Source organism: Nonomuraea sp. NPDC001699 (genome assembly GCF_053596455.1).
Genome location: NZ_JBSFGF010000001.1, coordinates 84,313 through 101,212, shown reverse-complemented (window position 1 = coordinate 101,212; position 16,900 = coordinate 84,313). Strand labels below are relative to the sequence as shown.

The 16,900-nt window shown below is 72.0% G+C and carries 15 protein-coding genes; 6 read left to right on the top strand and 9 right to left on the bottom strand.

The annotated features are described in order from the left end of the window. Window positions 1-47: 47 nt before the first annotated feature. The 4 genes from ACWCSU_RS00545 (at window position 48) to ACWCSU_RS00530 (ending at window position 4,316) form a co-directional block, all read left to right on the top strand. The gene (locus ACWCSU_RS00545; RefSeq protein ID WP_449932588.1) at window positions 48-1,280 is read left to right on the top strand and encodes a glycosyltransferase; all 1,233 of its coding nucleotides are present in this window, start codon (window positions 48-50) and stop codon (window positions 1,278-1,280) included. Beyond that, window positions 1,267-1,965, top strand: a complete 699-nt coding sequence (locus tag ACWCSU_RS00540) for a class I SAM-dependent methyltransferase (RefSeq protein WP_357705841.1) — start codon at window positions 1,267-1,269, stop codon at window positions 1,963-1,965. Before ACWCSU_RS00545 ends, ACWCSU_RS00540 begins: the two co-directional genes overlap by 14 nt. Before the next feature lie 190 nt (window positions 1,966-2,155). Beyond that, window positions 2,156-2,830 carry a polysaccharide deacetylase family protein gene (locus tag ACWCSU_RS00535; protein WP_449932585.1) on the top strand — a complete coding sequence of 225 codons (675 nt, stop codon included), beginning with the start codon at window positions 2,156-2,158 and terminating at the stop codon, window positions 2,828-2,830. Between the two features lie 28 nt (window positions 2,831-2,858). Next, window positions 2,859-4,316 (top strand): hypothetical protein, encoded by a 1,458-nt coding sequence (locus ACWCSU_RS00530; protein ID WP_449932583.1) that lies wholly within the window; start codon window positions 2,859-2,861, stop codon window positions 4,314-4,316. Here the strand turns inward: ACWCSU_RS00530 and ACWCSU_RS00525 are convergent. From ACWCSU_RS00525 to guaA, 4 genes are all read right to left on the bottom strand, one after another. Continuing rightward, the gene (locus ACWCSU_RS00525) at window positions 4,313-4,777 is read right to left on the bottom strand and encodes a response regulator (RefSeq protein WP_357705844.1); all 465 of its coding nucleotides are present in this window, start codon (window positions 4,775-4,777) and stop codon (window positions 4,313-4,315) included. The two genes, ACWCSU_RS00530 and ACWCSU_RS00525, sit on opposite strands and share 4 nt — an antisense overlap. Next, window positions 4,774-6,360, bottom strand: a complete 1,587-nt coding sequence (locus ACWCSU_RS00520) for a sensor histidine kinase (RefSeq protein ID WP_449932581.1) — start codon at window positions 6,358-6,360, stop codon at window positions 4,774-4,776. The genes ACWCSU_RS00525 and ACWCSU_RS00520 overlap by 4 nt, the downstream gene beginning before the upstream one ends. A 32-nt stretch (window positions 6,361-6,392) precedes the next feature. Beyond that, complete coding sequence (locus ACWCSU_RS00515; RefSeq protein WP_357705846.1) at window positions 6,393-7,571, bottom strand: PP2C family protein-serine/threonine phosphatase; 1,179 nt, start codon at window positions 7,569-7,571, stop codon at window positions 6,393-6,395. Between the two features lie 287 nt (window positions 7,572-7,858). After that, window positions 7,859-9,406 (bottom strand): glutamine-hydrolyzing GMP synthase, encoded by a 1,548-nt coding sequence (gene guaA / locus ACWCSU_RS00510; RefSeq protein WP_449932578.1) that lies wholly within the window; start codon window positions 9,404-9,406, stop codon window positions 7,859-7,861. Between the two features lie 97 nt (window positions 9,407-9,503). On the opposite strand from guaA, the gene ACWCSU_RS00505 reads away from it, so the two are divergent. Then, window positions 9,504-10,457: a hypothetical protein gene (locus ACWCSU_RS00505; protein ID WP_449932576.1), complete on the top strand. Its 954-nt coding sequence runs from the start codon at window positions 9,504-9,506 to the stop codon at window positions 10,455-10,457. Here ACWCSU_RS00505 and ACWCSU_RS00500 read toward each other — a convergent pair. The 4 genes from ACWCSU_RS00500 to ACWCSU_RS00485 form a co-directional block, all read right to left on the bottom strand. Beyond that, on the bottom strand, window positions 10,402-11,286 hold the full coding sequence (locus ACWCSU_RS00500; protein ID WP_357705849.1) for an SDR family NAD(P)-dependent oxidoreductase: 885 nt from the start codon (window positions 11,284-11,286) through the stop codon (window positions 10,402-10,404). The two genes, ACWCSU_RS00505 and ACWCSU_RS00500, sit on opposite strands and share 56 nt — an antisense overlap. 39 nt (window positions 11,287-11,325) lie before the next feature. After that, window positions 11,326-12,816: a DUF885 family protein gene (locus ACWCSU_RS00495; RefSeq protein ID WP_357705850.1), complete on the bottom strand. Its 1,491-nt coding sequence runs from the start codon at window positions 12,814-12,816 to the stop codon at window positions 11,326-11,328. A 10-nt stretch (window positions 12,817-12,826) separates the two neighbouring features. Beyond that, entirely contained in the window at window positions 12,827-14,068 is a 1,242-nt protein-coding gene (locus ACWCSU_RS00490; protein ID WP_449932573.1) for an MFS transporter, read from the bottom strand. 106 nt (window positions 14,069-14,174) lie between these two features. Beyond that, the gene (locus tag ACWCSU_RS00485; RefSeq protein WP_449932571.1) at window positions 14,175-15,173 is read right to left on the bottom strand and encodes a LacI family DNA-binding transcriptional regulator; all 999 of its coding nucleotides are present in this window, start codon (window positions 15,171-15,173) and stop codon (window positions 14,175-14,177) included. A 50-nt stretch (window positions 15,174-15,223) separates the two neighbouring features. Between ACWCSU_RS00485 and ACWCSU_RS00480 the strand changes: the two genes are divergently transcribed. Next, window positions 15,224-15,937, top strand: coding sequence for an alpha/beta fold hydrolase (locus ACWCSU_RS00480; protein ID WP_364085909.1), 714 nt, complete (start codon window positions 15,224-15,226; stop codon window positions 15,935-15,937). On the opposite strand, the gene ACWCSU_RS00475 is transcribed toward ACWCSU_RS00480, so the two are convergent. Continuing rightward, complete coding sequence (locus ACWCSU_RS00475; protein WP_449932569.1) at window positions 15,912-16,877, bottom strand: PLP-dependent cysteine synthase family protein; 966 nt, start codon at window positions 16,875-16,877, stop codon at window positions 15,912-15,914. The genes ACWCSU_RS00480 and ACWCSU_RS00475 overlap by 26 nt on opposite strands. Between the last annotated feature and the right edge of the window lie 23 nt (window positions 16,878-16,900).

Genomic DNA, 16,900 nt, shown 5'->3' with positions numbered 1-16,900 from the left:
CCTACCGCCACAAGCGATCAGGGAACTCTATGGACACGCGCGCCGCCATGGACCCTAGCCCCAACGTCCTGGACACTTCGGCCGGCCTGGCGACCGTCGACATCGTCATCCCGGTGCTCAACGAGGAGCGGGCGCTGCCGGGCTGCGTGCGCACGCTGGCCGGGTTCCTGGAGGACAGGTTCCCGCTGCCGTGGCGCATCACGGTCGTGGACAACGGCAGCACCGACGACACCTGGAACATCGCCACCGGGCTGGCCGCCGAGCACGAGCGGGTGCACGCCCGCCGGCTCGACATCCGGGGCCGGGGGGCCGCGCTCAAGGCGGCCTGGCGGGAGAGCCCGGCCGACATCGTCGCGTACATGGACGTCGATCTGTCCACCGACCTCGGCGCGCTGTTCCCGCTGGTCGCGGCGGTGGCGAGCGGGCATTCCGAGATCGCCATCGGCACCCGGCTCGCGCACAGCGCCCGCACCCTGCGCTCGATCAGGCGCGAGGTGGTCTCGCGCAGCTACAACGCGCTGCTCCGGTACGGGTTCGGGGTCAGGTTCAGCGACGCGCAGTGCGGGTTCAAGGCGGCCAGGACCGACGTGGTCAGGCCGCTCATGGACAAGATCGAGGACGACGCGTGGTTCTTCGACACCGAGCTGCTGCTGCTGGCCGAGCACAACGGCCTGCGCGTGCACGAGGTGCCGGTCGACTGGATCGAGGACACCGACTCGCGCGTCCGGGTGGTCAGGACCGCGATCGACGACCTGAAGGGGCTGGCCAGGGTCGCCTGGTCGATGTCGATGGGCCGGGCCGAGGTCGAGGTGACGCGTTCGGAGCTCACGCCCACGCATCCCGACGCGGTGGTCGCCCGGCCGAGGGCGGTGACGCTGGCGAAGTTCGCCTCGTTCGCCGCGATCGGCGTGTTCTCCGTCCTGCTGTACGCGCTCATCTACCTGCCGTTGCGCGGCGTCTGGGCGCCCGCGCCGGCCAACCTGGGCGCGCTCGTGCTCACCGGGTTCGTCAACACCGAGGCCAACCGGCGGTGGACGTTCAACCGGCTGGGCGGGCGGCGTACCGCGATGCACTTCCGGGCGGCGCTGCTCTTCGTGGCCAACTACCTCCTGACCACCTCCGCCGTGCTCGGGCTGCGCAGCGTCTCTCCGGGGGCCGGGCGGCTGATGGAGATGAGCGCGGTGGTCGCCACGTACGGACTGCTCACCCTGATCCGCTTCACCGCACTGGACCGCTGGGTCTTCTCCCGCACAAGGAACCAGGTACATGGAAACCACTGAAATCCGTCGGCTGCTCGACCTGGAGGACACCCACTGGTGGTACCGGGAGCGGCGCGCGATCCTCCGCAGGGAGCTGCGCGAGCTCGGCCGTCCCGGGCGGGCCCTCGACGTCGGCGCGGCCGGCGGCGGGAACACCCGGGTGCTGGTCGAGGCGGGCTGGGACGCCACCGCGACGGACTACTGCGAGACGGCGGTCGAGGTGGCCAGGGAGCGCGGGCTCAAGGCCGTGCACGCCGACGCGCGGGCGCTGCCGTTCGAGACGTCGAGCATGGACCTGGTGACCGCGTTCGACGTGCTCGAACACATCCACGAGGATCATCTCGTCACCGAGGAGATCGCCCGGGTGCTGGCGCCCGGCGGGCACGCGCTGATCGCCGTCCCGTGCGACATGGCGCTGTGGTCGGCGCACGACGACGCCGTGGGGCACGTACGCCGCTACGGCCGCGACACGTTGACCGTCGTGGTGGAGAAGGCCGGGCTGAAGGTGGACCGGCTGTGGAGCTGGAACGTGCTGCTGCGCCCACTCGTGGCCCGGCACCGGCGGCGGTCGCAGGGCAGCGACCTGCAGCGGACGCCCGCGGTGGTCAACGCGGGCCTGTCGATGGTGGTGCGCGCCGAGCGGTATCTGCCGGTCAGGTCACTGAAGGGCGTGACGCTCTTCCTGCGGGCCAGGCTGGGGCGGTAGGCGCGGGGCTGCCGGAGCCGGGCCGAGGGCGGGTCCCAAGCTCGCGGAAGGTCCCACGCCGAAGCCGGATCGAGGGCAGGTCCCAAGCTCGCGGAAGGTCCCAAGCCGGAGCAGGCCGCGAGGCAGGGCGCAGGTCTCAAGTCGATGTCCGCGCGCACGGGCGGGCCCGGATGGTTCTAGGCTGTCGCCTGTGGTGATTCACGCCCTCCTCGCGGCCACTCTGGCCCTGACCGCCACGCCCGCGGCCGCCGCCCCGAAGATCGACTGTGCCCGGCTCAAGTGCCTGGCGCTGACCTTCGACGACGGCCCGAGCGAGCACACGGCGACGCTCCTCAAGGTGCTCAGGAAGGAAGGGGCCAAGGCCACCTTCTTCCTCGTCGGCAAGCAGGTCGAGCGGCGTCCGGCGCTGGCTCGGCAGGAGGCCGCCGAGGGGCACGCGATCGGCGACCACACCTACTCGCACCCCTCGCTGCCGACGCTGCGCGACGACGACATCATCGAGGAGCTGCGCACCACGCAGGCCCTCATCGAGGACGCCACGGGTCGCCGGCCGAAGATGTACCGCCCGCCCTACGGGCACACCGACGAGCGCGTGCTGCGGATGGCCGACCAGCAGGACCTCGCCGAGATCCTGTGGACGGGCACCACCCTCGACTGGAAGCTGCGCGACGCCAGGAAGATCAAGGCGACGGTGCTCAAGCTGGCCAAGCGCGACGGCGTCATCCTCATGCACGACACGGTCCCGCAGACCGTCAAGGCGATGCCTGAGATCCTCAAGGAGCTCAAGAAGCAGGGCTACACCCTCGTCACCGTCCCGACGCTGTTGCGCGGCAAGGTGCCCGAGTCCGGAGTGAGCTACTTCTGAGCACGCCTCCCTCCGAAGTGCTGGAGCCATGGAGAGTGTCGGTGCCGTAGCGCGTCCCAGGCCGTGGGGCGCGCTCGCGACCTTCCTGATCATCCAGGCGGTGCTCGCCTGCTGGTGGGCGGCCTTCTACCCCGGGCTGTTCAGCCGCGACTCGGTGCTCTATCTCAGCCACACGGTCGTCGGGCCGTGGATGAGCGATCATTCGGTGGCCTACGACGCGCTGCTGTGGCTGAGCTTCACCAAGACCGGTGACCTCGGGGCGGTCTCGTTCGCCCAGACCACGGCGATGGCGGGGGCGCTGACCTATCTGGCGCGGTCGCTCGGGGCGTCGGGGGCGCCGCGGTGGGCCACGACGCTGGTGGCGGTGCTGGCGCCGGTGACGCCGACGGTCGGGGCGTTCACGGTCACGCTGTGGAAGGACGTGCCGTTCACGATCTGCGCGATCATGATCGCGGGGGTCTGCGCGCGCATGGCCGCGCGCCGGCGGGTCTCCCTGGCCGGGCTCGGCGTGCTCATGACGCTGCTGGGGCTCTTCCGCGCGAACGGCTTCCTCGTCGTGGGCATCGCCGTCGTCGTCCTGCTGGTGGTCGTCGCCACGCGACGGGTACGCCTCGCGCTCGTCGGCACGGTGGCGGCCGCCGTGCCGCTGCTGCTCACCAACCTGCTGTTCCCGCGGTTCGGCATCACGCCGCCGTCCAGCACGTACGTCTACCACACGGCCTTCGCCGACGTGGCGGTGGCGTTCAGGGAGCGTCCTGAGCTGTTCACCGAGCGGGACAAGGCGCTCATGACCTCGGTCGCGCCGCTCACCAGGTGGTGGGAGGGCGGCACCTGCGCCACGGTCAACCTGCTCATCTGGCGCCGCGACTTCAGCTGGCAGGCCGCCGACGCGCACGCGACCGAGCTGCTCGACCTGTGGAAACGGCTGCTGACCAGCGAGCCCGGGATGATCGTCGACGCCCGGTTGTGCCGGGGGGCGATCGCGTGGAGCCCGGTGCAGGACCCGTTCGTGGTGGGCGGGATGACGTACCGGTTCTCCCGGCGGCCCACCGCCGACACGTACGTGGGGCCCGGCAAGGTGCCGGACTTCGCCGGTCGTGGGGTGTTCTCGCTCCGGCCGCTGTCGGCCGAGCTGAACCAGGTGGCCGAGCCGTGGCTGACGGGGGCACTGGCCCCGGAGTGGGACTGGGTGTTGTGGCGGGGGGCGTCGTGGGCCTACCTGTCGTACGCGGCGGTGGCGCTCGGGGCGCTGGCCCTGCGCAACCGCTATGTGCTCGGGGTGGCGGCGGTCGTGGCCGGGCAGCAGCTCGCCGTGCTGGCCAACATCTCGGCGCAGGACTTCCGGTACATGGCCACGCCGATCTTCGTCGGGCTGCTGCTGGTGCCGCTGCTCGTCGGGAGCGTCGGACGACTGCTGCTCGCCGCGGCCAGGTGGGCGTGGCGGGCGCTGCGCCGCCGGGCCACGCCCGCCGCGGAAGGCGGCTAGGCCAGATCCTGGCCGTCGGGCAGCCGGGTACGGCCGGGCAGCCGCACCACGGTGACGAAGAACTCGTCGATCTGCCGGATGACGGCCATGAACTGCTCCAGGTCCACGGGCTTGGTCACGTACGCGTTGGCGAACAGCTTGTAGCTGCGCAGGATGTCCTCCTCGGCCGAGGAGGTGGTCAGGACGACGACCGGGATCGCCCGCAGCTCCGGATCGCCCTTGATCTTCTCCAGCACCTGCCGCCCGTCGTACTTGGGCAGGTTGAGGTCGAGCAGGACGAGGTCGGGCCGGGGCGCGCCGACGTGCGCACCGCGCTGGTAGATGAAGTCGAGCGCCTCCAGGCCGTCGCGCACGACGTGGAGGTTGTTGCGGATCTTGTTGTCCTCGAACGCCTCGCGGGTGATGAGCTCGTCACCGGGATCGTCCTCCACCAGGAGCACTTCGATGGGCTGGACGGTCATTCGGGTGCTCCTTCGTCGGTGACGGCGGGCAGGGTGAAGCTGATCCGGGCTCCCTCGGTGTGGCCGGTGTCGAGCCAGATCGTACCGCCGTGGTTCTCCACGATCTTCTTGCACATCGCCAGGCCGATGCCGGTGCCGCTGTACGCCTCCCGGCTGTGCAGGCGCTGGAAGATGACGAAGATCTTATCGGCGAACTCGGCGTCCACGCCGATGCCGTTGTCGGTGACCGAGAACAGCCACTCCTTCTCCCGCTGCTCGCAGGTGATCCGGACGCGGGGTGCGCGGCCGGGGGCGCGGAACTTCAGCGCGTTGCCGACGAGGTTCTGCCAGAGCATGCCGAGCATCGTGGGGTCGCCGATCACGTTCGGCAGCGGGTCGGGCCGCTCGATCTCGGCGCCGGTCTCCTCGATCACCGTCGACAGGTCCACCAGTGCCTTGTCGAGCGACTCCTCCAGCTCGACCGGCTTGCGGTCGTCGTACAGGCGGCCGACGCGGGAGAAGGTGAGCAGGTCGTTGATCAGGACCTGCATGCGGGTGGCGCCGTCGACGGCGAAGTGGATGTACTGGACGCCGCGCTCGTCGAGCACGTCGCCGTAGCGCTTCTGGAGCAGCTGGCAGAACGTGGCGATCTTGCGCAGCGGCTCCTGGAGGTCGTGGGAGGCGACGTAGGCGAACTGCTCCAGCTCGGCGTTCGACCGCCGCAGCTCCTCGGCCTGGGCGTCGAGGCCCGCCGCCTGCTCGCGCAGCAGGACGTGCTGCTTGCGGGACTCGTCGAGGGCGAAGACGATCTTCGTGCGCATCGACTCCACGTCCCGCGCGACCTCGCGGATGTCGGCCGGCCCGCTGACGGGGATGACCCGGTCGAAGTCGCCGCCGGCGATGTCGCGGGCGGCTTCGCGCAGCTCGTCGAGCGGACGGCCGATCGCCCGCCGCAGCAGGACCGCCATCGCGACGCCGGCCAGCAGGAACAGGATCAGCATGATGACGAAGGCCAGGTTGCGCACCTGCTCGACCCGCGCCAGCTCCTCCTGGGCGCGCTGGCGGGTCTTGGCCAGCCGGTCGTCCTGCCGGTCGAGCAGCGCCCTGATCTCGTCGAAGGCGTGCTTGCCGCTCTCGATGCGGCTCGCGGAGATGACGCCGTCGGCCCGCTTGTCGGCGGTGAGCGGCTCGGCGTAGTCGCGCCGCCAGGCGGCCGCCGTGTCGCTGACGGCCTGCAGCTCGCCCTTCAGCTCCGGACGGTCGCCGATGAGCGCGGCGATGCGTTCGCGGCTGCGCCGCTCGGCCTCCACGCCCGCCGTGTACGGCTCAAGAAAGTCCTCGTTGCCGGTCAGCAGGAAGCCGCGTACGCCGGTCTCCTGGTCGATGAGCGTGCTGCGCAACTGGGCGGCCTCGATCCTGGCCGGCGAGATGCGCAGGATGACCTGGTCCGACAGCCGGGCGGTGCGGTCGAGCATCACGGTGGCGACCACGACGCAGGTGACCACCAGGACCGACACGGCCGCGATCATCAGCACGAACCAGCCGTGCACGGTCAGCCGCCGCCAGCCCTGCTCATCCGCCCGCGTACGGGAAACCTTCTGCACGGCCCGCCTCTCCGGAGCGGACGCCTGTCCGCTCACGATTCGTCTTTCCAGCGCAGGTGCACGACGGCGACGTCGTCGGCCGTCGCGTCGTGGACGGAGGCCGCCTCGACGTCGGCGAGGATCGCGTCGAGCAGGGCCTCGCTGCCGAGGCCGGTCCACCGGTGGGACAGCTCCAGCAGGCCCTCCTCGCCCAGCCAGCGCGGCGCCTCCCCCGGCAGCCGTCGCTCGAAGAGGCCGTCGGTGTAGAGCGTCACGCCGCCGCCCTCGGGCAGCTCCAGCAGGTCCTCCTCCCAATCGGCCTCGATGGGCAGGCCGAGCGCGGGCCCCTGGCGGGGGTCGGCGAGGAGCACCGAGTCGGCCGTGTGCAGCAGCAGGCCGGGATGCCCGGCGCGCCAGACGCGCATGGTGTGCCGGTCGGGCTCCAGGACGACGGTGGACATCGTGACGAAGATCTCCGAGCCGGCCCGTTCGGCCAGGAGGATGCGTTCGAGCTGGCGCAGCAGGGGGACGCCGGTCACGCCGTTGAGCACCAGCGCGCGCCAGGCGATGCGCAGGCAGACGCCGAGCGCGGCCTCATCGGGTCCGTGGCCGCACACGTCGCCGATCACCGCGTGCACGACCTTGTCGTCGGTCTCGACGACGTCGAAGAAGTCGCCGCCCAGCGTGGACGACCCGCGGCTGGCCCGGTAGCGGGAGGCGACCTCCAGCGGCATCTGCTGCAGCAGCGGCGACGGCAGCAGGCCGCGCTCCAGGCGGGCGTTCTCCTTGGCCCGCATGCGCTCGGTGTGCAGCGCCACGGCCGCCTGCTCGGCCTGCTTGCGCTGGATGGCGTAGCGCAGGGTGCGGCCCAGCCATTCGGCCTCGACCCGGCCTTTGACCAGGTAGTCCTGGGCTCCGGCGGTCACCGCGGCGAGGCCCGCGCCCTCTTCGGCCAGGCCGGTCAGCACAACGACGGCGGCGTCCCCGGCCTCCTCCAGCACCGACGACAACGCGGAGAACTCGTAGGAGTCGGGCAGGCCGAGGTCGAGCAGCACGCACTGGGGACGCAGCCGGGCCAGCGCCCTGCGCGCCTCGTCGACCGAGCGCGCCCACTCCAGCCGCACGGCGAGGCCGCTGTCCTCCAGCAGCGCCTGGACGATCAGCGCATCCTGCGGATCGTCCTCCACGAGCAACACCAACGGCTGCCGGTCATCCTCACTCGCATGGGCCATGTTGGCAATTGCACCCTTCGTCACCGGCACCGAGCTCTAGCGAATCGACGCCTCAGGTGCCCCACTGCCCACTCCGGCCAAGATTTGGCCCAAACTCACCGACTTTTCCCAGAAAACTTTCCGGTATGCGTCCACGGGCTGAGCAATCGTCACGGGCCAGGATCCGGCGGGCACGGCGAATCGACCTCTTTCCACCATAACCAATGCTCTGACCTGCATTAACCGCTCATGGCCGGACATGCGAACGGTCCGGACCGAAGCCGGCCCGGACCGTCAGCACAACGGCGTCACTCCCACTCGATGGTGCCCGGGGGCTTGCTCGTCACGTCAACGACCACCCGGTTGACCTCGCGTACCTCGTTGGTGATGCGGGTGGAGATGCGCGACAGGACGTCGTAGGGCACCCGCGCCCAGTCGGCCGTCATCGCGTCCTCGGACGTCACGGGCCGCAGCACGACCGGGTGGCCGTAGGTGCGGCCGTCGCCCTGCACGCCCACCGAACGCACGTCGGCCAGCAGCACCACCGGGCACTGCCAGATCTGCCGGTCGAGGCCGGCGCGGGAGAGCTCTTCGCGGGCGATGGCGTCGGCCTCGCGCAGCAGCGCCAGGCGGTCGCGGGTGACCTCGCCCACGATGCGGATGCCGAGCCCCGGGCCCGGGAACGGCTGCCGCCAGACCATGGCGGGCGGCAGGCCCAGCTCTTCGCCGGCCCTGCGGACCTCGTCCTTGAACAGCGCGCGCAGCGGCTCGACCAGCTTGAACTGGAGGTCTTCCGGCAGGCCGCCGACGTTGTGGTGGGACTTGATGTTGGCGGTGCCCGTGCCGCCGCCGGACTCGACGACGTCGGGGTAGAGGGTGCCCTGGACCAGGAAGTCGACCGGGCCGTCGGCCATGATGGCGCGCTGCTCGTCCTCGAAGACGCGGATGAACTCGCGGCCGATGATCTTCCGCTTCTCCTCCGGGTCGGTGACGCCCTCCAGCGCCTTCAGGAAGCGCTCTGAGGCGTCGACGACGCGCAGCTTGACGCCCGTGACGGCCACGAAGTCGCGCTCGACCTGCTCGGCCTCGCCCTTGCGCAGCAGCCCGTGGTCGACGAAGACGCAGGTGAGCCGGTCGCCGATGGCCCGCTGGACGATCGCGGCGGCCACCGCGGAGTCGACGCCGCCCGACAGCGCGCAGATGGCCCGGCCGTCGCCGACCTGGCGGCGCACGGACTCGACGGAGTCTTCGACGATGTTGAGCATCGTCCAGGACGGACGGCAGCCGGCCGCGTCGAGGAAGTGCTTGAGCACGGCCTGACCGTGCTCGGAGTGGAGCACCTCGGGGTGGAACTGCACGCCGTAGAGGCCGCGCTCGGGGTGCTCGAAGGCGGCGACCGGCGTCTCGCTCGTGGACGCGGTCACCGCGAAGCCCTCGGGGGCCGCGGCCACGCTGTCGCCGTGGGACATCCAGACCGTCTGCGCGGCGGGCAGCCCCTGGAAGATGACGCCCTCGTCGAGCACCTGGAGCGCGGTGCCGCCGTATTCGGCGACGCCCGTGCGGGCGACCTCGCCGCCCAGCGCCTGGGCCATGGCCTGGAAGCCGTAACAGATGCCGAACGTGGGCACGCCGGTCGAGAACAGGCCGTGCGGCACGGGCGGCGCGCCTTCGGCGTAGACCGAGGACGGGCCGCCGGACAGGATGATCGCCTTGGGCTTCTTGGCCATCATCTCCTCGACGGGCATCGTCGAGGGCACGATCTCGGAGTAGACGTGGCACTCGCGCACCCGCCTGGCGATGAGCTGCGCGTACTGTGCGCCGAAGTCGACCACCAGCACTGTGTCGAATTCAGACACCGTGAGAACCCCCCAAAGGCGAAATGCGGTGCCTTCATTGTATCGGCCTCGGGTATTACGCCTGGCCTCACACCCGCACTCGTGCTAACACAGAACGGTGGATCTTGTCTGGCCGGCCTTGGCGTGGGCCGTGTGGGCCGCCGCGCTGGCCGCCGCGTTCGGGTTGACGACGCGCCGGGCCGCCTCTCCCCCTCCCGTCCCTGCTCCCCAGGCGCCGCCGTCCGTCGTCGAGCTCTTACGCGGGCTGCGCGCCGGCGAGGTCTTCCACGCCACGGTCTTCGACCTGGCCAGGCGCGGGTTCCTGACGATCCGGGGCGACCGGCTCACGCTCTCCGCGAACGGCGAGGGGCAGTTGTGGCCGTACGAGCGGTGGGTGCTCGACCGGATTGCCGCGCGGCTGGCGGGAGCGCCGCAGGCGCCGGTCGTCGCCGTGATGCCGGACAGCGGCGACCTCGACGCCGAGTTCGTGCCGCTGGTGCGGCAGAGCGCCATCGACCTCGGGCTGGCCCGGCGGCGCTGGCAGAGCATGCTCGTGCCGCTGCTGCTGGCCGCCGCGCTCGCCGTCCCCTGGTACGTCACCATCTCCCAGGCGGGCGTGTCGTGGCCCGGCTGGATCGCCACGGCGGGGGCGTTCGTGGCCGGGACCGCGCTGCTGCTCGGCGGGCGCGGCTTCCTGCTGACGCCACTCGGCCGCGAGGTCGCCGGGCCCGAGCCCGCGCCGGTGGACCCGCGACAGGAGTGGATCTTCACCGGCGACGGGTGGCGCGGCGTCCTGGTCGAGCCCGCGCCCCGCGACGGCGGCGCGGCCAAGCGGCAGGAGGTCGAGGGCCGGGTGGTCAAGCGCTGGATCGTGACCGAGCACGGCGACGACCTGACCTCCTCGCGCACCTGTTACGTGGCGGTGCACGACGGCACCTCGGAGCGGGCGCCGGCCTACCGGGCCAAGGAGCGGTTCTACCAGGACGTGCTGCCGGGCGACTTCGTCCGGCTGCTGGTCAATCCCCGGCGTGGGAGCGTGGTGAGCGTGCTGGTCCACGAGCGCCGCTGGTAGCGCCGGGCAGGTCGCCGGCCAGCAGGAGCTCGGTCTGCCTGCGCAGGCGGTCGCCGAACTCGGGGTGGGTCAGCACGAGGAATCGTTCCTCGTGGATGGCCCGGACGACGAGGGCGGCGACCTCGGCGGGCTCGACGCCGCGCGCCATGGCCGCCGCGACGGCCTCGCGGGCGGCCGACTCGTCGTCCGTCGGGGTGGTGACCAGGTCGGCCGGGCGGGAGCGGTCGGAGTCGTCGATCCGCGTCCGGACCGCGCCGGGGCAGAGCGCGGTCACGCGGAGCTTGGAGCCCACGGTGGCGAGGTCCTGGGCGAGCGACTGGGAGGCGGCCAGCGCGGCGTACTTGGTGATCGCGTAGCCGCCCGCGCCCGGCGCGGCGAGCAGCCCGGCCACGGACACGGTGTTGACGACGTGCCCCTCGGTGTCCTGCCGGATCATGCGCGGCACGAACGCGTGCACGCCGTGCAGCACGCCCCACAGGTTCACGCCGAGCAGCCAGGCGAAGTCCTCGGCGGTCCTGGTCCACATGTGACCGCCCTGGTAGACGCCGGCGTTGTTGCACAGCACGTGCACCGCGCCCAGCTCGCCGAAGCTCCGGTCGGCCAGGTGCCGCACGGCGGCCGCGTCGGAGACGTCGGTGACCTGCGTGAGCACCTCGCCCGGCCCGGCGGACGCCTTCTCCGCGAGCGCGGCAGTCCCGGCCAGCCCGCCGGGGTCGACGTCGGCCAGCATCAACGCCATGCCCTCGGCGGCGAACCGGACGGCCAGGGCCCTGCCGATGCCGCTGGCCGCGCCCGTCACCACCGCGACCTTGCCGGACAGTTCACGCACCGCCTGAACCTCCCTAGCGCTCGCTCGGTCCCCCCGACGCTACAGGATCGCGCCGAGCAAACCCAGGGGCGGCGAGCCGAGGTCGAACAGCGCCTTGTGGAAGCGCTGGAGCGTGAAGCCCGCTCCCCACTGCTCGCGTGCCTGCTCACGCAGGTCGAGGATGAGCAGCTTGCCCCAGGTGTAGCGGCCGTACGTCGGGTCGAAGGAGGCACGGCGGGCCTCCGACAGCGCGGCGGGACCGGCCAGGTGGGTGTCGGACTCGAAGCGCCTGGCGCCCTCCTCGACCGTCATCTGCCCGGTGTGCACGCCGATCGCGCAGGCCAGCCGGGTGACCCGGATCAGGGCCTCCACCCAGACGCCGATCTCGAAGCGCGGGTCGTCGGGCGCGAAGCCCTCCTCGACGCACAACTCCTCGGCGTAATGCGCCCAGCCTTCAACGAAGGCCATCGACTGCAGCAGCCGCCGCACGTCCGAGGGGGCCCGGCGCAGCGCGCGGGCGTGCGAGAAGTGGCCGGGGGCCACCTCGTGCACGTTGATGGCGGGCAGCGTGGTGGCGCTGAAGACCTCCAGCCACTCCTCCTGGTCGCGCTCGCTCCAGGACGCGTCCGGCGGGGTGATGTGGTACCAGGAGGGCCCTTCGGGCTCGCCCGGCGAGTTCCACGCCATCATGGCCATGGCCCAGCGGCGCGACTCCGGCGCCAGCCCGACCAGGCACTCGCCGTCGTGGTAGGGCACGAGGTCCTTCTCGCGGGTGAAGGCGATGGCCTGTTCGGTGCCGATCCTGGCCGCCTCGATCACGCCGTCGGCGTCGGGGTGGTCCTTGACCAGCTCGCGTACGACGTCGAGGGGCGGTTCGGAGCGTCCGAGCTTCGCGCAGGACTCGGCGAGCAGCCCCATGAGCCGGTCGCGTTCGGCGTCGGCGCGCTCGGCCAGCCTGCCCAGGTCGACCGGCAGGCCCTCGGCGCTGCTCATGAGCTTGACCAGGGCCGCGCCGCCGAGCGCCGCGTCGGGGTCGCCCTCGGCGGCGGCCCGCGCGACGTGGGCCACGAGCCTGCCGTGGGCCTCGATCGCGGCCTCGTCGGTGATGCCCGCGGCCAGGCCCTTCACCGCGCCCAGCAGGGACGTGGCGACCGGCGCCGCGACCTGGTCGAGCGAGGCGATCGCGGCGTCCACGGCGGCCGGCCACTGCGCCAGGTGGGCGGCCTTGGCGGCGGCGCGCTCGGCCTCGGGGCCGTAGTCGCGGTCGTAGCAGGCCAGGTCGAGGTTGGACAGGTGGATCAGCGGGTTCCTGCGGTGCAGCTCCAGCTCGCCGAGCTGGGCGCGCATGGTCTCCTCGAAGATCTGCAGGTGCTCGGCGTCGTGCGGGTCGGCCGGCGCCTCGCCCTTGCCCAGGCGCTCCAGACCGGCCCGTACGCCCTCGGGAGACAGGTCCTGGATCTGGCCGTCGTACTCGTGCCTGCCGCCCCCTTCGCGCGCCTCGGACACCATCAAGTCGGTGATCGCGCGCAATCTGGGGTCAAGTTCTGTCATGTCGCCGACGCTAGCGCACGGCCCTGATCCTGAGGACCCCGACGGAGCCGACCAGCGAGATCACGATGCCCACGACGAACAGCGCCGGGTAGCCGCCCGTCCCCACCACGACGGCGGCGAGGGCGGGCGCCAGGATCTGCGGCCCGGCGTTGGCGATGTTGATGACGCCCATGTCCTTGCCCGCGTCGTCGGGGTCCGGCAGCACCTTCGTCACCAGGGCCATGTCCACGGCCAGGTAGACGCCGAACGCGATGCCGTGCGCGACGTTGTAGACGATCATGCCCTCGAACGTCGGCATCACCAGCGGGATGCCCAGGAACACCGCCGAGGACAGTCCGGCGACGAGCGCGAACAGCCGGAAGCGGCCGAGGCGGTCGGAGATGGGGCCGATCACGAGCACCGCGAGCAGCGTGGCGGCCTGGCCGATGAGCATCAGCAGGCCCATCGTGGCGATCACCTCGCCCTTGGGGATCTTGATGAAGTCCTCAAGGAGGAAGAGGTTGAAGGTGAAGATGACGAAATATCCGAGCATGACGCCGAAGCGGGACACGAAGGCCCAGGTGAAGTCCGGGCTCTTCAGCGGGCGTACGAACCCGGCCAGGAACGCCCTCAGGCCGAACGGCTCGCGCGCCATCCCCACCGAGGACGTGTCCGGCGTCGCGACCACGACCAGCACCGCCGCGACCAGCAGCAGCACCATCGCCACGTAGTACGCCCCGCCGGCGGCCAACTGCGGGAACACGACGAACATGATCGACGCAGCGATGGTGGCCAGCGGCGTGCCGAGCCCGAACAGGCCGGAGTAGGTGCCGTACCGGCTCGGCGGGACCCGGTCGGGCAGGATCGCGGTCATGGCGGCCTGGTAGCCGTTCATGATGGTCTGCACGCCCGCCCAGCTGATGCCGAGCATGAGCACGCTGCCCGCGTTGGCCTGCGCGAACAGGGCGAGCACGCCGAGCAGGACGCAACCGAGTATCCACGGCGAGCGGCGGCCGAAGCGTGACCTGGTCCGGTCGGAGATCTGGCCGAAGACGGGGTTGGCGAGGGTGGCCATGAGCGGGCCGATCGAGTTGGCCAGGCCCAGCGCGGCCACGTCGTTGACGCCGGTGATGCGCTGCACGTGCACGGGCAGGACGAACGCGCCCACGCTCATCCACAGGAACATGACGGCGACGTTGGCCAGCGGAAGCGTCAGGTGGAGCGGCCCGAGACGCCGGGTGTCCCTGTGCGCGCCGCTCAGAACTTCAGCCATGGGGGGACCTTTCCGAGCAGTGATGATACGTATCACCGACGATTGCTCTGGACTGTAGGTCGCACGGGAAGGGCTGACAAGACGCGCGTCCAACTCGTTACGCGCCTCAGGCGCTGGCCCTGATCACCAGCCGGGGCGCGAACCGGGCGACGACCTCGCCGGCCACGGACGGCCGCTCTCCTCGGACGATCTGGTCGATCTCGCCCGCCAGGTCGGCCGGGCTCGCGGTGGCGTCGAAGTGCACGCTGGTCAGCCGGGGCCGCATGAGCGTGCAGATCGGCAGGTCGTCGGCGCCGACGACGGCGACGTCCTCGGGGACCCGCAGACCGGCGTCCTGCAACGCGCTGATCAGCAACATCGCGTACTCGTCGTTGTAGGCGAAGACGCCGTCGGGCAGGTCGCCCGCGCGGACGATCCGCCCCGCCTCCTCCTCGGAGAAGGCCAGGTCGATGCGCGCGGCCCCGGGAACGACCTCCCGCACCCCCGCCAGCCGGGCCCGTCCCATGGCGTCGACGCCCTCCTCCCGGGGCACGACGGCCGCCAGCCGCCGGCTCCCCCGTTCGACCAGGTGGCGGGCGGCCGCGGCACCGAGGGCCCGGTGGTCGAACACCACGGCCGGCACCAGGGGCGAGGGCTGGTCGGACAGGCCGACGACGGCCCGGACGCCCGAGGCGTGCAACAGGTCCACGGCGGGCCTGGTCAGCCGCGCGGCCTCGACGATGACGGCCGAGGGCCGCAGGGCGAGCCAGCTCCTGGCCGCCGCCACACCCTTGAGGGTGCGCTCGCCGTACTGGACGAGGGTGTAGCCGCGGGCCCTGAACTCCTCCTCCAGCTCGTCGAACACCTGCTGCGCCAGCCGGCCCACCCTGGCCCGCGACAGCGGCATGAGCACGATGCCGCTGCGGCCCGTACGCAGCGTGCGGGCGGCGGCGTCGGGCACGTAGCCCAGCCGGGCGGCGGCGTCGCGGACCCGCCTGCGGGTCTCCTCGCTCACGCGGGCGTGGGGGTTGTCGGTGAGCACGTAGGAGACCGTGGCCTGTGAGACTCCCGCGGCCCTGGCCACGTCGACGCTGGTCGGCGGGCGGTCCCCCCTTGTCGTGTTCACGGGGTGGATGGTATCAACTGCTTATACGTATAATCTGGAGAGGCTGCCGCATGAAGCTGCACACTCGTGAATGGGGCTCGGGCGACCGCCTGGCCGTCCTCGTCCACGGCATCATGGCCGACTCGCGATGCTGGTGGCGGGTGGGCCCCGAGCTGGCCGCGCGCGGCTACCGGGTCATCGCCGTCGATCTGCCCGGCCACGGCGAGAGCCCCCGCGCCGACGCCTATCCGCCCGAGCTGTTCGCCTCGTCGCTGGCGGAGTCGGTGCCCGCGCACCCCGAGCTGGCCATCGGGCACTCGCTCGGCGGTCTCACGCTCGGCCTCGCCGTCGAACGGCTCATGCCCGTACGGGCGATCTACTCCGATCCGGCCTTCCGCCTGCCGACGCCGGAGAGCGGCGCCCTGGAGTCGATGGCGGAGTTCACCGACGAGACCGGCGAGCTGATCGCCGCTCTGCACCCCGGCTTCTCGGCCGAGGAGGTGGCGGTCGAGGTCGAGATGCTCGCACGCTGGGACCGCGGGTCGGCGCTGTCGCTCGTCGAGGCGTCCGGCATGGACTTCACGCCCGCGCCTGTCGTGCCGTCGCTGGTGCAGGTGGCCGACCCGAGTCTCCTGGTGCCGCCGGCGTTCCAGGAGGAGTTGCGGGGCAAGGGGTTCGAGGTGCGCGTGGTCACGGGGGCCGAGCACACGATCCACCGCCACCTGTTCGAGGACTTCCTGGCGGGGCTGGAGGGCTGGATCAGACCCGCTTCCGCAGCTCGGTGAGGCGTGCGGCGACGTCGAGGCCCTTGGCGGCGGCCCAGGCGTCGTCGTGGTACGTCACCAGGTGCCGGTCGGCCGCGTCGCCCACCAGCGAGACGACCGTGCCGGTCTCGCCCCTGGCCCGCATGCGCGCGGCCAGGTCGAGCGCGGCCCACAGCGCGGTGCCGGACGAGCCGCCCACCGGCAGCCCGGTGACCTCCCTGATGAGCCGGGCCCCCGCCACGCTCGCCGCGTCGGGCACCGGCACCACCAGATCGACCAGGTCGGGCCGGAACCCCGGCTCCACGCGCGGACGGCCGACGCCCTCGATCCGCGAGGGCATGCCGGTGGCGTAGTCGGGCACGTCGAGCGTCCAGCCCGGGAAGTACGCGGAGTTGTCGGGATCGGCGACGGCCACCCGGCAGCCGAACCGCCCGGCCACGGCCCCCAGCGTGGCCGAGGTCGCGCCGGTGCCCGCGCCCGTCACCACCCAGTCGGGACGGACCTGGGCGAACAGCTCCTCGGCCAGGTCGTGCGGCGCGGCCCGGCCGAACTGGTCGAGGAAGTGGCCGCCGATCCGCCTGGCCGCGTCGTAGATGGCCAGGGGCGGCGTGACGAACCGGCACTCGCCGCCCAGCGCCTCCACCGCGCGGGCCCGCGCCGGGTCGTGCCGGCCCGGCATGACCACGACGTAGGGCAGGCCGAGCCGCCGGGCGAACCACGCCTGCGCGACCGCCGCGTTGCCGCCGGTGGCCTCGACCACGGTGGTGCCCTCGGTGACCAGGCCGTCGAGCACCGCCTGCCGGAACAGGGCCCTGGCGTGCCGGTGCCGCAGGCTGCCCGTCGGCTGGCCGGACTCGTCCTTCAGCAGCAGGCGCACGCCCGGGACCCGGACGGGGAAGTCGATCAGCCTGGTGGGGGGCCCGGCGGCCAGCGCGTCGAGCGCGCGCGTGCTCCAGCTCACCGGACCACCATGTCAGGACGAGG